The following is a 13,532-nucleotide window of genomic DNA, read 5'->3' as shown; positions in this document are numbered from 1 at the left end:
GGGGCGTGACGCCCGTCAAGCAAAATTCGTGAGTGGCTATTGAAAACACCGCGGAAACGGCTAATTCGGGGGGTGGGTGGCTAGGGTGATGAATCCAGCTCACGCAGGCGTTAGACTCACTGTTTTCGACCCACTTTGCTCATTAGATTTTAACCAATTTCTCACTTGCTCGCCCTTCCATGCCCACGTGCAGGCGAAGACAATGGCGATTGCTGGATCCCGCCCCACTCCCCCCCTGCTCCGATGTTTATGCTCTCCCACCTCACATCCCGCCTTCGTTTCGACATTTCGTCCCCTCTTCCGGCCGCTCTCGTGCTGGTCGCATTGTGCGTCGCACCGCTGCGACTGCCGCCGGCGGCAGCGGATCAACCCAGTACTGCGGACCGCGTCCTCGACGTGATCCAAAGCGCGATCGAGCCCGCTGCCACCGAGTCGTCGCCGCCCCATCACGATCCAATGCAGTTGCTGCAGTCCAATGCGATCAAAGAGCAGCAGGCCACCTGGGGGCACTGGGGAAATCAACCGAAGAAGTTCAGCACGTGGACCAACCATAGCAATCGCCTGGTACCGCTCTACACGTTCGGGATGACGTTGTCGCCGCTGCGCCAGCGAGGCAGTTTTTATTCAGATCCGGCGAGAATGGAACAGGCCTTCGGCGCTATCCCGGCGGGGACACTCAATCCGAACGCAACCTATCATGACCAGATCGACGTTTATGAGATGCAGCGAATTGCTGCTGATCAGGGCAAGCGTCACATCATTTTGATGGTCTTTGACGGCACGGACTGGCAAACCACCCGGGCGGCGGCGACATACCACAATCGAGCCGACCGCTACGACAGTGGTCGGGGACGCGGTTTGTCCTTTCAGGATTATCGCGGTATCGAGACGGACTTTGCGCTCATCGGCACCACCCCACGGCTCACGGGGGGCAAGGTCGACGTGAATGCCCAAACGATCCGCGGTGGCGAGAACCCGGTCGCTGGTGGTTTCGATCCGATCTTCGCCGGCCCGATGCCCTGGCAGGAACGCCCGCGGAGCGGCTATCTGATGGGCCGGGATCGCAGGCAGCCCCACGGTGTCACCGATTCGGCGTCGTCGGCAACCAGTCTGATGTCGGGGATCAAAACCTACAACGCGTCGGTGAACGTACGTGTCGATGGGTCGCAGAGCGTTCCGATCGGGAGGCAATTGCAAAGCGAAGGCTACCGGGTTGGCGTCGTGACGAACGTTCCTGTCAGCCATGCCACGCCAGCGGCGGCTTACGCGAACAATGTTCATCGCGGCGACTACCAGGACATTTCGCGGGATCTCGTCGGCCGGCCCTCGATCGCCCACCGCCGTGAACCCTTGCCGGGTGTCGACGTGTTGATGGGTGGCGGCTGGGGCGAGGGCGTTGGCAAAGATGGCAATCAAGGCGAGGACTTCTTGGAGGGCAACAAATACCTGCACGAATCGGATCTCCGCGCCGTCGAACTCCAGCCTGGCGAGACGGACCCGAATCGACGCAAATACGTGGTGGCTCAGCGAACAGCCGGGAAAGACGGCAGTCGCGTGCTCACCGAGGCCGCCGAGCGAGCCAAGGCGAGTGGCGACCGACTGTTGGGGTTTTTTGGCACCCGGGGGGGACACCTGCCCTTTCAAACCGCCGATGGCAAGTTCAATCCTACCTTTGACGTCAAGGGTACCGAGCGTTACACCGACGAAGACATTTCGGAGAACCCCACGCTCGCTGAGATGACCGCGACCGCACTCGATGTTCTCTCGACACCGGTGCCGCAACCGGAAGGAGACGAAAATCAGGCCGGTCAGGAAATCCCACCGTTCTGGCTACTCGTCGAGGCTGGGGACGTGGATTGGGCAAACCATGCCAATAATCTCGACAACAGTATCGGCGCCGTGCTCAGCGGCGCAGACGCTTTCAGCCAAATCACGCAGTGGGCCGAAGAGCATGATGCCTGGGATGACACAGTCGTCTTTGTCACGAGCGATCACGGCCATTATCTCGTTCTCGAGGATTTGCAGGCGATTGCCGATGCCAATCAAGGCGAGTGATCGGTTCTAATAGAGCTCATGCAACATCTCGAACTCAAAACGGACGGAACGGTCGCGTGGCTGGTCCTTGGCCGACCGGACAAACACGCGGCGTTGAATCCACGGTTACTGCAGGACATCCGCGAAGGCCTTAGCGAAGTCCACCAGGACACGCAGCTGCGCGCCGTCGTGCTCTGTTCTGAGGGGGCTAGTTTTTGCAGCGGCGTCGATCTATCTGTCTTGCAGCAGATTCGCTCTCTGGACGAGCAAGAACAGTTGCAGCAGTGGTTTGAGTACTGGCGACAACTCGCAGAGGTCTACGAGGCGCTACTGCGGTTCCCCAAGCCGATTATCGCTGCGGTCGATGGATCCGCCATCGGCGCCGGGTTCGCGTTGACGCTCGCCTGTGACCTGATCGTGGCATCGGAGCACGCTAGTTTTTCTGCTGGTGCGGTGCGGCGTGGGCTCGTCGGTGGGATGACCGCGGCGCTGCTTTCGTTTCGTGTCGGCACATCGCTCGCCGCCCGGATGAGCTTGACCGGCAGCCCGCTTTCAGCGCCCGAGGCAGATCGGGCGGGACTGTTGTGCCAGCCGCCTGTCCGCCCGGGCCAGATCAATGAAGTCGCTGCTTTTTGGGCCAACGAGGCAGCCAATGGATACCCGCAAGCAACTCAGGCGACCAAGCGTTTGATCAATGAGAGTATCGGTGAAACGATGCTCACCCAGCTCGCTGCGGCGGCTGCGGATTGCGCCACAGCCTGCACGACTGAATCGGCGGGTGAAGGTATCGAGACCTTTCTCACGAAGAACCCGAAGAACTGAACATGCATCGCCACCGGATCTGCCGCCCATTGCTATCCATCGCTGGTCTGCTCGGTGCGTGTTTGCTTGGCCTCGGTATGATCAGTGGCTGTACACCGACTAGCGAGGGCGAAGTCGCGGTCTATTGCCGGCTCGACGAAGAGTACGCCTATCCGATCGTGGACGCCTTTGAACGCTCGGTGGACTACGAAACCAGCGTCGTTGCTGATTTTGACTACGCTTCCGAATCGAGTGCATCGGGTGGCGCTGTTGGTAGCTCCGATGTCGACAGTCCCAGCGTGGGTGTACCCACGGACGGTTTGTTTCAGCTGATTCGGGCCGAGCAAGCCGCACCCCAGTGCGATGTGTTCTGGGACAATGGGATCTTGCAGACTGTGCGGTTGCAGAAGCTTGGCTTGCTGCAGCCCCATGATTGGCAGGTTCCCGCGGACTGGCCCGCCGATCTGGTCGCCTCCGATGGGACGTGGTGCGGTTTTGCTGCCACCGCACGCGTGCTGATCGTCAACACGGATCTGATTCCCGATTCGGTCCAGTACCCCAGTAGCGTTCAAGATCTCGCGGATCCGACGTGGAAAGATCGATGTGCGATGTCGCAGCCTCAGTACGGATCGACGGCAACGCATTGGGCGGTGCTGCGTGAACAGCTCGGCCGCGAAGCCACCCTCGACCAGCTCAGTGCGATCGCCGGCAATGCATTGATTTTACCCAGCAACAAGGATGTCGCCCGGGCTGTTTCGGTGGGCCGTGTGGCTTGGGGGCTGACCGATTCGAGCGACGCGTTGATCGAGCAGGAGCTGGACTATCCGATCGCCGTCGTGTTCCCCGACCAGAAGTCCAGTCAACCGGGGACGCTTCGCATTCCCAACACGCTTGCGATTGTGAAGAACGCGCCCGACCCGGTCGCCGCGAGCCAATTCGTCGATTTTCTACTGACTCCAACGATGGAGGATCGATTGGCGATGGGGCCGACCAGTCAAATTCCGATCAGCAAAGAAAGCAAGTTTCCATCTGCGGTTTTGCCTGATCGAGCGGTGCGCTGGATGCGCGTTGACTTTGAGAAAGTCGCTGACTCGTGGGATGAGTGGTCGGCTGCGGTGGTTATATCCCGCTGACAGGCAGATAAGCAGGCAAGCTCTGTGCGTAGAAAGCGCGTGGTGTTGGCTTTCAGGCTGTGGTGAATTCTGAACACAGGCTAGAAGCCTATGCTACGTCATGTTCACTTACCCCGCCCGGTGGACGGGCGGGGTATGCGGATGGGGAATCGCCCCTCGCTCAGGCGACGCGATCGATCAGGCGGTGGCGCCGAGGGACTTGCGGAGCTTCTCAGCGTTGCCGGCTTGGCCGAAGGCGGTCATGCGAGCGACGCAGACGTCCTTCATCGCGGCGCGGGCGGGTTTGAGATAGGCGCGTGGGTCGAATGCACCTGGCTCTTCGGAGAGAACCTTGCGGATGGCACCGGTGATCGCCATGCGGCAATCGGTGTCGACGTTGATCTTACGCACACCGCTCTTGATACCGCGTTGAATCTCTTCGACAGGCACGCCGTAGGTTTGCTTCATTTTGCCACCATACTGATTGATGATGTCCTGCAACTCTTGCGGCACGCTGCTGCTGCCGTGCATGACGAGGTGCGTGTTGGGCAGTTTGGCGTGGATCTCTTCGATCCGGCTCATGGCGAGCACTTCACCGGTGGGTTTCTTGGTGAATTTGTACGCACCGTGGCTGGTGCCGATGGCAACGGCGAGAGCGTCAACGCCGGTTTCTTCGACGAACTGTTTGGCTTCCTCGGGATCGGTCAGCAATTGATCGTGGGTCAATTCACCGACCGCACCGTGGCCGTCTTCTTGTTCGCCTTCGCCGCTTTCGAGCGATCCCAGGCAACCGAGTTCACCTTCGACGCTGACGCCGCGAGCGTGGGCAGCGCGGACGACTTCTGCGGTGACGCTGACGTTGTAGTCGTAATCGGCAGGTGTCTTACCATCGGCTTCGAGTGAGCCGTCCATCATCACGCTGGTGAAGCCGTTGTCGATCGCCGAGAGGCAGGTCTCTGGGCTGTTGCCGTGATCCTGGTGCATGACGATTGGAATGTGTGGATACAGTTCCGTGGCGGCGACCATCAGGTGACGCAGATAGTTGTCCTGAGTGTACGCGCGGGCGCCACGGGAAGCTTGGATGATGACCGGGGAATCGGTCTCTTCAGCAGCTTCCATGATCGACTGGATCTGCTCCATGTTGTTGACGTTGAATGCGGCGACGCCGTAGTTGTTTTCTGCGGCATGGTCGAGCACGACGCGAAGGGGGACGAGTGCCATGGTGGAAAGTTCCTCTAGCAAGTGGGGGAGACGGTGGGTTGAAACGATCCGCCGCGCGAGTGCCCCGATGGAACAAATAGCCGCGAATTCTCTGCGCAATTATCGCGTTCGTCACCAGATTCGCAAGGGGCGCGGGGCGGGGGGCGGGTGGCACCGCAATCACCACCCCAGCGGCGGTTTGCGGGGCCAATTGCTCCCCTGCCTCGCCAACGCCCTTGGCGACACTGGTCAGCAGCCAGGTGGATTGCTGTGAGCGGGTTCAGCCCCCTGTTTCCTGTGGCCAAGGACTCGCTGCCGTTTGCAGGGTGGGGTCCGGCCGATATTACCGGTTGCGATGGCGTGCCAGCGTTCTCAGGGCAGCTGCCCCGGATCGATCCGATGATGATTGTGGAATGGATTCCACCGACAAGGATGATTTGATGGCGAAAAATGAAATATGGTCGACGACCGGGTGGCTCGGACTCTGTTTGGTCCTGACGACTTGTATGGGCGGATGCAGTGCCCTGGGGCTCTCCTGTACAACCGGCAACCCTCTGACCAAGGAGGCCCAAGCGGTTCTCGAGCAATCACGGATTCCTAACGGCATCGCCCGTGAGAACGCCAAAACCGTGTTGCCGCCACACCGTCTGCAACCGGGCGATGCCGTGTTGATTGAACCGGTCAGCCTGGATCGGGACCTGCGATTGCCCGCCGATCAAACCGTGCTGGCCGACGGCACGATCGACCTGGGGCCTTACGGCCGCGTCGTCGTCGCCGGGCATCAGCTCGAGCAAGCCGAGGCGCTGATCGAAAACCAGATTGACTTTCAGGCCCAATCGCAAGCGGAGAGTTGCCGACGCGCCGGTCGCGATCCTGAGCAGATCTCCGGTCGAAGCGATCCCCATCAGTCCGACGCCTGCGACTCGATCGCGATCAACGTGCGTTTGCTCGAACCGGTTCATCGCTTTTACGTGCTCGGCGAGGTCAACGCGCCTGGGGCGTACCCTCTGTCGGGCTACGAAACCGTTCTCGACGCGATTGTCGCCTCCGGCGGCCTGACGAGCAGTGCCAACCCTTGCCAGATCTTGTTGTCGCGGCCCTCCGAACCGTGTGACTGCCGCGTGACACTGCCGGTTTGCTATCGAGAGATCGTGCAGATGGGCAACACGGCATCGAACTATCAGTTGCGTCCCGGTGACCGCATCTTCGTCGCCTCACGTTCCTGCGTCGACGAGCTGATGTTTTGGCGCGCCCGGCAGGGCTGCTCGCGTTGCCAAGCTTGCAACCGGGCCTGCCCGCATCCGGAGATGATGCCAGCGATCGGCATGGCACCGGTCGCCGACACAATGATCTCGCCGGGCAGTACCGGATGGTTGAAGCTCTCTGACTCGCCGGCAAGTCCTGACGCGATGCTAGAAAGAGACTCGCCGGAGACGCCGTCGAATTCTGATTCACTTGCGCCGTCCTCACAGGACCAAGGGACCCTGGGCGACTTTCTCAGTCCGACGGAGGCGTTGCCAGCAAGCGGAGCGGCGAGCGATGTCGATGGCGAGCTCGAGTTCGAACCGCTGGGAACCCCCTGACGAATCGGAGGTCGGGCGAAGTCGCGATGGAATGCGAGAATAATAAATGTCGAATTTCGCGAAAGCCGTTCGGTAGTGGACGAGGCGACGAGTCCTTGATTACCCAAAAGTTTGCTCCCCCGTGTGCTTGTCACACGGGAAGCGACGTTTTGAAATTAGAAAACCTCGCCATCGACACGCGTTCACCTGTCAGCTTGTCTGACAGGAAACCAAGCCTTGCCCTACGCCGAAGGCGTTGTAGAAAATAGGCTCATCCGACGGAAGCGTGCGCCCGAGGTTTTCAAGGCATGGCTCCAGTATCGAAGGATTTATTTGTGGGATGTGATTATCAATGTTAGACTGGCACTGCCGGGAGAAACGGAGCCGAGCTCTGTAGAGGTGCTGGCTTGGCAAGGGATATCTCGGTCGCCAGCGTTTCCCTGCAAAAGCGGTACGCCAATGGTGTTGCCGGTCCCTGGCGAGCGTTTGTTCGTCAGGGATGCATTTTTGTAAGATTATTGGATACGAGAGCCATGCCTAGAAAAACCTTCCCCCTGTGCTCCACGCACGCTTCCGTCGGATGAGCTGGAATTTACTAGCAGGCATCCAGATATTTGCGTCGTGCTGAGTGAGCCGTTACTCTGACGATGCCGGGAGAGGCTCACGACCGCTCTTACGCCTAGTGTGCTTCTCGTCTGACCTGTATTGAATCAAAGCGAGTAAACTGGGATGCCACCGTCGTTCCTGAGCAGATCCACGATGCGCGTTGTGCGATCCAGCATCAGCCTCATGCTGCTCGTGTCGTGGTGCCTCCACCCCACCGGCTCGCTGGCTCAGTCGCACAGTAACGCCGAAAACGAGTTGTTGAGTGCAGACGATCTTCGTCGAACCCAGATGGTGCCGCGCACATACTTTTACGGCAAAGAGTTTCGATACAAGATCGAAACCGAAAGCCGTACTGGAGACGGTGGCGCAACCTTTTACTCGGGGCACTTGGATACGGGTGCCAACGGTGTGCGCACGCTCGCCATTGGTAAACCGAGTCCGCATCGCTCTTACATTCCCGTTCGGCTGATGCATTACCAGGAAAATCCAGGGGAACCTCACATTGATGATGATCCGTTGCTCACCTATTTCGAGGGAACCAATGGACGTATCAGTCATAGTTTCGACCGCAAACTACTCTACAACTTCGAAGGCAGGAAGAGAGTGACTTCATTTGGCAATGAGTCGGTTGGCTATGGCTTGTCTGCTTTTCCACTCGACCCACTTGTCTTCCTACTTGTTGACGATCTCTGCGCAATCATTGGCTGCGAACCACCTGATGACATCGAATTTGTCGCAATGGGCGACAAGCTTCAAACCGAATGGTTCGAACACGAAGCAGATCCTAAGGCGATTCGCATGTCGACAACCGACCCCGATGATCCATTCTATGCGGTATACACCTCAGGACCTGAATACCTGCTCCTTGAGCAACCACGGCCACCCGATGGTCCGTTGCAAATTGATATCTCAGAACTGATGATCTTCGACGGCCTTCGGTACCCCAAGAAGGCAACCTATCAAGCCCTCACACCGGATGGAACATTCGGATACATCTGCTCGATCGAAATGCTCGACATTCGCGAGATCGACGTCCACAATTTTGAATGGATCCCACCCTGGCCTGCTGGCACGGAGTGGATGCGAGAGAGAGACAGGAAACGAACTCATGTTCCTTACTCCGATGCGCAACTGGCATCGATTCAGCAACACGCATTGGCCAATGCTCGCGCGGATGCACCGCAGCCGAAGCCGTCTTGGTTCTTCTATCTCAACCTTGGCTTGATAAGTCTCATTATTGCAATGGCGGTGTACCGCTTTTGGCCACGATCCAATTAGGCGGTTGATTTCAACAATTGCCCCGCCACCTTTGAATTCTCACGACAGCCCCATCGCCCGGGAGCGAGTCAAATGCAACATCGATTGAATGACAATGAGAATTTTTCGCACAAAATTTGCAAAAAAGACTTGCCCCCCCTCGCCCTCGCCCTGTTAGGATTGCAACAAGCAGACGTTTTCCCTAAGCACCACTGTAAAGGAAAGCAAGATGCCGAAAGTACGTTTTTTGTTCACGGCCATCGTGACGGCAGCACTCTTCACCCCTTCTCTGTTGGAGAGTGCCGTTTCCACCTCCAGGAATTCAGGCATCCAACTCGAGTTTTTAGAAAAGATCGGAGGGTGGAACGATAAAAGGTGTTTCAACGACACCGAGGACGCATGTCCAGTCCAAAACCAAGCCCTAGCACAAGGGGACCCTTGCACCAAAGTTGGCAATGTAAAGGCGAAGTGTATTCTCAACACACTATGGAATGAGAACTGCTACCCGGCTGTCGAGCAACACTGTCAGTGGCACATGCCTGACATCTGCCCGGGAAGCGTTTATGAATGCAAGGGCGATTTGGCTAGTCCAACAGGGGCAAGCTGGCAACTCGATCATGCAGGTGGGTGCGGAGCTCGCTCTGATTGCAGCTAAAAACTCGGTGGATTGATTCTACCCCAGAAAGCGAGTCTCACCACAACGACTCTATCACGTTAATTATATGATGGTCTTTAGCGCAGTTTTCAGAGCGGATCGCCCAGTGATCGACTTGGGCGATATGCGATTCAGTATCACCCTGATGCTGCTCGGGTTGTGGTGCCTCCACCCCACCGGCTTGCTGGCTCAGTCACCCAGCAGCGGCGAAAACCAGTTGTTGAGCGCCGACGAGCTTCGGCGCGCCCAGATGGTGCCACGCACTTATTTTTACGGCAAAGAGTTTCGGTACAAGATCGAAACCGAAAGCCGTACTGGAGTCGATGGCGCAACCTTTTTCTCAGGACACTTGGACATCGCCGCCAATGGAGTGCGCACACTCGCCATTGGTAAACCGAGTCCGCATCGCTCTTACATTCCAGCTCGGTTGATGCACTACCAGGAGAACCCGGGAGAACCTCACATTGATGACGATCTGTTACTGACCTATTTCGAGGGAACCGACGGACGTGTTAGTCATGATTTTCTGCGCAAGCTGCTATATGACTTCGAAGGCAGAAGGACCGTGAATTCATCTGGCACCGTCTCAGTAGGGCACGTCCTGCCGGCTTTTCATCAAGACCCACTGGTCAGTCTGCTTGTTGACGATGTTTCCATAATTAATGGGGTCAATCAAATGGATGGCATTGAGTTTGTCGCAATGGGCGACAAGCTTCAAACCGAATGGATCGCACACAAAGCGGATCCGAATGCGATCCGCATGTCGACAACCGACCCCGATGATCCGTTCTACGCCGTTTATACCTCACAACCGGAATGCATGCTTCTGGAGCGGCGTTTACGTTATCCCGATGGTCCATTGCAAATTGATATCTCAGAACTGATGATCTTCGACGGCTTTCGATACCCCAAGAAGGCAACGTATCGAGCCGTCACACCGGATGGAACATTCGGATACATCTGCTCAATCGAACTGCTCGACATCCGCGAGATCGACGTCCACGATTTTGAATGGATCCCACCCTGGCCTGCTGGCACGGAGTGGATGCGTGAAAAGGACAGGAAACGATTTCATGTTCCTTACTCGGATGCGCAACTGGCATCGATTCAGCAACGCGCTTTGGCCAATGCTCGTGCCGATGCGCCGCAGCCGAAGTCGTCTTGGTTCTTCTATCTCAACCTTGGCTTGATAGGTCTCATTATTGCAATGGTGGTGTACCGCTTTTGGCCACGATCGGAGCCAGTCTAATGACCGTTTTCGGAAAAGCCGTCTTCACCTTGCTTCTCGGACTGTGGCTGGCCTGCACGACGGCGTGGGCCTCGAACGACAACGCACAGAACGATAACCGGCAACGCGAGCGAGATCAAAACCACAACTCAAGTGTGAACGAAGAGCCATCCCGCAACAACGCGTCTGAGGAGGACGGCTTCTGCGGCTTGGAAACTGCCCAGCGATGTGCGGAGAAATTGCAGGCAGCGTGGCGTATTGCGTTGGGAGCAGAAACGGTTACCGCATCCTTGAAGGTAGGGGCGGATTTTGTGGAATAGGGCTCTGCTCGGGAGGACGTCTTGGTTCACCACGATCGAGTTCGCCAACCGTAACCACTTGGTCATCTTGATGATCATGATAGCGATCCAGTTTGCCTTGCTGGGATGGCATGCCTATCGGTCTTCGCCCGTCAGTGACGAATACGGACATTTTTACGCGGGAGTCCAATACTGGCATCACGGAGACTTGCACTCGTTCAACGTCAACCCTCCCCTGGTTCGTGCTCTTGGAACTCTCCCTGCCTATTTGAACTGGGACGAACTGACACACTTCTCGCCCTCTTTTGACATCACCGACACCCTGAGGTCGGGCGCTTTGAGCCGGGTTTCAGTGCGGAGTGAGTTTCCGTATGGCCGTGAGCTCTATGCCAGTTCTCCCAAGCAGTTTCAACAGCAGCTATTTTGGGGACGACTGCTTGTCAGCCTGTTCGCCGTCGCCGCAACGGTGGCGATTTTTCGTTGGAGCCAAACGTTGTACGGGGTAACACCGCACAATCCGAGTGCGCGCAAGCTGAGTTCGTACGGGTCGGCGATCGGACTGGTTGCGGCCGGCTTCTGGGCATTCCAGCCACAAGTCTTGGCGCATGGATCGCTGATCACCAATGACATTGCGGTGACGGCAGCGATACTGGTTAGCAGCCTCTGCTTTTGCCGTTGGATCCGATCGCTCCACTGGCAAGATGCAGCTTTGGGCGGTGCAACACTTGGGCTGGCACTGTCTTGTAAATTCACAGCGCTGCTATTGTGTCCGATCTATCTCGCGTTCGTGATTTGGAAATATTGCAGCACCAGGCAGCCTCGCATCGTCGGCCAAGCGTCACTGGCGTTGGCGATCACCTTGCTGACGATCGCATTGCCCTATGGCTTCGATGGTGTGGGAAAGCCGCTTGGAGAATTGAAATTCTCCGAAGATGCCCTGTTTGGCCAAACGAATGATGAAATCGCGTCCCGATTCGAGAACGCTTGGTTCGGGGGGATCCCCTGCCCGGTTCCCGAACAGTATCTCAACGGCATGGACCGTCAACAGAGTGACTTTCGTGAAGGGATCATCAGCTACGCCGCAGGGATGAACACGACACACGGATGGTGGTGGTTCTATCTGTATTCCATGTTAGTAAAATTGCCAACGGGAACGCTCTTTGCGATAGCCGCCAGCCTGCTCTACCTGATCGGTCGCATCTTCGATCGTGACCATCGTTGGTCCATTTCCTTGGATCAAGTACTTATCGGCTGTATCGCCGCCGCGATGATTGAGATCACCGCCTACAAGAGTGGATTTGCACAGCAACACCGATACATTTTTCCATTGTATCCTTTCCTCTTCCTGTTGATCGTCGCGCCGCTGGCACGTCATCACGAGTCAAAGCCAGGCCAGATCGTCAACGCTGGCATCCTCGTGGGACTCCTGGCCACGTTGATCGCATCCATTGGCATCGCACCCCATTGGCTAGGCGCTTTCAATACCGTTTCAGGTGGTACTGAAAATGGCCATTTTCATCTTTTCAACGATGCCACCGACTGGGGCCAAGACAATGATTTGGTCGCGCATTGGATCGCGACCCATCCGCAACATCGTCCACTCAAATTGATCTCCAGTACAGGGCTCGGCATGGGGATCCGAGAGGCCTATCCAGAATTTGCAACGCTGGGCCGGTACAATGATCCCAACCAAAAGTGGTTGATCGTCAGCAAGTCAGACCTCTCGCGCAATCCCAGCCTTCTGCACTCACTTCCAACCGAGCCCACCGAACCGATCGGCGCAAGCCACCTTCTTTTCCGAGTCGACAACGCAGCAGTGCCACCCATCCGATAGGACTCCCATGAACCAATCTCATTCGAAATCGGGAAGTATCAGGCCGCTTCGCTGCGGCATGACCTTGATTGAACTGCTGATCGTATTTGCCATCATGGCGCTGCTGGCGTCGTTGCTCACCGGTGCCGTCCAGAATGCACGTGAGTCAGCTCGACGCACCCAATGCATGAATCAACAACGACAATTGGCGTTGGGCATTCAAATGCACGCTGGCAAGCATAACTACCTACCCAGCAATGGCGGCAACGATGGCACGTCCACGGTGAGGTCGGCGTCTGGCGATCAAGTCCGAATCGGAACTTATACGTTGGCGGCTGATCGACAATTTTGGTGGGGAGTCGGCCTACCCGGAGCCGCGCCGCCGCAACAAACGGGCAGTTGGGCTTACGCAATTTTGCCATCGCTGGAACAAACCGAAGCGTATCAGTCCATCCAGGTCGAATCCGCCGGGCCGCTCTTTCGTTGCCCCAGCCGTACGCGAGCAAATCCGATGGTTCCACGGGATGATTCCTACGGCAAGTACTCTGCGGGCGATCGAGCATGGGCCAAGACGGACTACGCGGGCAACCGCCGAGTCATGCTGAACCTCCCAGACGCTCAACGTCTCAGCGCGATCGCAGACGGACTCAGCAATACCTTGGGGACAGGCGAGAAGGCGTTTGACCCGATCATTCAAACAGAAACAAGTTGGTACTACGACGAACCGATCTTCAGTGGCGGCAGCAACGGGACCGTTCGCAGCGGTTTGTTGATCGAACGCGATGGCCCCGGGGCACGCTATCAAAACAACTGGGGATCGGCCCATCCGGGTGGCGCCCTGTTTTCTCGACTGGACGGGTCGACGGAGTTCCTCACGTCGAGCGTGGATGGCGAGCTGTTTCGTAGCCTGATCGATCCCAACGACGGGGCACACTGAATCAGGACAGGGCGACGGAACAGGGACA

10 protein-coding genes are annotated in these 13,532 nt (G+C 57.4%); 9 read left to right on the top strand and 1 reads right to left on the bottom strand.

Annotated elements, in window-relative coordinates; all coding sequences use genetic code 11:
* Positions 1-249 precede the first annotated feature (249 nt).
* Genes CA85_RS09270 through CA85_RS09260 form a run of 3 tightly spaced genes read left to right on the top strand, consistent with a single transcriptional unit; the run spans position 250 to position 3,968 of the window.
* The gene (locus CA85_RS09270) at positions 250-2,055 is read left to right on the top strand and encodes an alkaline phosphatase (protein ID WP_146391430.1); all 1,806 of its coding nucleotides are present in this window, start codon (positions 250-252) and stop codon (positions 2,053-2,055) included.
* 18 nt (positions 2,056-2,073) lie between these two features.
* Positions 2,074-2,856 (top strand): enoyl-CoA hydratase/isomerase family protein, encoded by a 783-nt coding sequence (locus tag CA85_RS09265; RefSeq protein ID WP_146391068.1) that lies wholly within the window; start codon positions 2,074-2,076, stop codon positions 2,854-2,856.
* 2 nt (positions 2,857-2,858) lie between these two features.
* On the top strand, positions 2,859-3,968 hold the full coding sequence (locus CA85_RS09260) for an extracellular solute-binding protein (protein WP_146391067.1): 1,110 nt from the start codon (positions 2,859-2,861) through the stop codon (positions 3,966-3,968).
* 177 nt (positions 3,969-4,145) lie between these two features.
* Here CA85_RS09260 and fba read toward each other — a convergent pair whose 3' ends face one another.
* Positions 4,146-5,168, bottom strand: a complete 1,023-nt coding sequence (fba, locus tag CA85_RS09255; RefSeq protein ID WP_146391066.1) for a class II fructose-bisphosphate aldolase — start codon at positions 5,166-5,168, stop codon at positions 4,146-4,148.
* A 485-nt stretch (positions 5,169-5,653) separates the two neighbouring features.
* Between fba and CA85_RS09250 the strand changes: the two genes are divergently transcribed.
* The 6 genes from CA85_RS09250 to CA85_RS09225 all read left to right on the top strand — a co-directional run bounded on the left by CA85_RS09250 (position 5,654) and on the right by CA85_RS09225 (position 13,504).
* Positions 5,654-6,730 carry a polysaccharide biosynthesis/export family protein gene (locus CA85_RS09250; RefSeq protein WP_391564854.1) on the top strand — a complete coding sequence of 359 codons (1,077 nt, stop codon included), beginning with the start codon at positions 5,654-5,656 and terminating at the stop codon, positions 6,728-6,730.
* 873 nt (positions 6,731-7,603) lie between these two features.
* The gene (locus CA85_RS09245; protein ID WP_246112637.1) at positions 7,604-8,593 is read left to right on the top strand and encodes a hypothetical protein; all 990 of its coding nucleotides are present in this window, start codon (positions 7,604-7,606) and stop codon (positions 8,591-8,593) included.
* A gap of 854 nt (positions 8,594-9,447) precedes the next feature.
* Positions 9,448-10,476 carry a hypothetical protein gene (locus tag CA85_RS09240; RefSeq protein WP_146391065.1) on the top strand — a complete coding sequence of 343 codons (1,029 nt, stop codon included), beginning with the start codon at positions 9,448-9,450 and terminating at the stop codon, positions 10,474-10,476.
* A complete protein-coding gene (locus CA85_RS09235; protein ID WP_146391064.1) occupies positions 10,476-10,775 on the top strand; it encodes a hypothetical protein in 300 nt (99 codons plus the stop codon). The genes CA85_RS09240 and CA85_RS09235 overlap by 1 nt, the downstream gene beginning before the upstream one ends.
* Before the next feature lie 76 nt (positions 10,776-10,851).
* The gene (locus CA85_RS09230; protein ID WP_186774836.1) at positions 10,852-12,588 is read left to right on the top strand and encodes a glycosyltransferase family 39 protein; all 1,737 of its coding nucleotides are present in this window, start codon (positions 10,852-10,854) and stop codon (positions 12,586-12,588) included.
* A gap of 7 nt (positions 12,589-12,595) precedes the next feature.
* Positions 12,596-13,504 carry a DUF1559 domain-containing protein gene (locus CA85_RS09225; RefSeq protein ID WP_146391062.1) on the top strand — a complete coding sequence of 303 codons (909 nt, stop codon included), beginning with the start codon at positions 12,596-12,598 and terminating at the stop codon, positions 13,502-13,504.
* The last annotated feature ends 28 nt before the right edge of the window (positions 13,505-13,532 follow it).

It is taken from the genome of Allorhodopirellula solitaria, assembly GCF_007859855.1.
Taxonomy (GTDB): domain Bacteria; phylum Planctomycetota; class Planctomycetia; order Pirellulales; family Pirellulaceae; genus Rhodopirellula; species Rhodopirellula solitaria.
The sequence above is the reverse complement of the archived record's forward strand: the minus strand, read 5'-3'. Positions and strand labels throughout refer to the sequence as shown.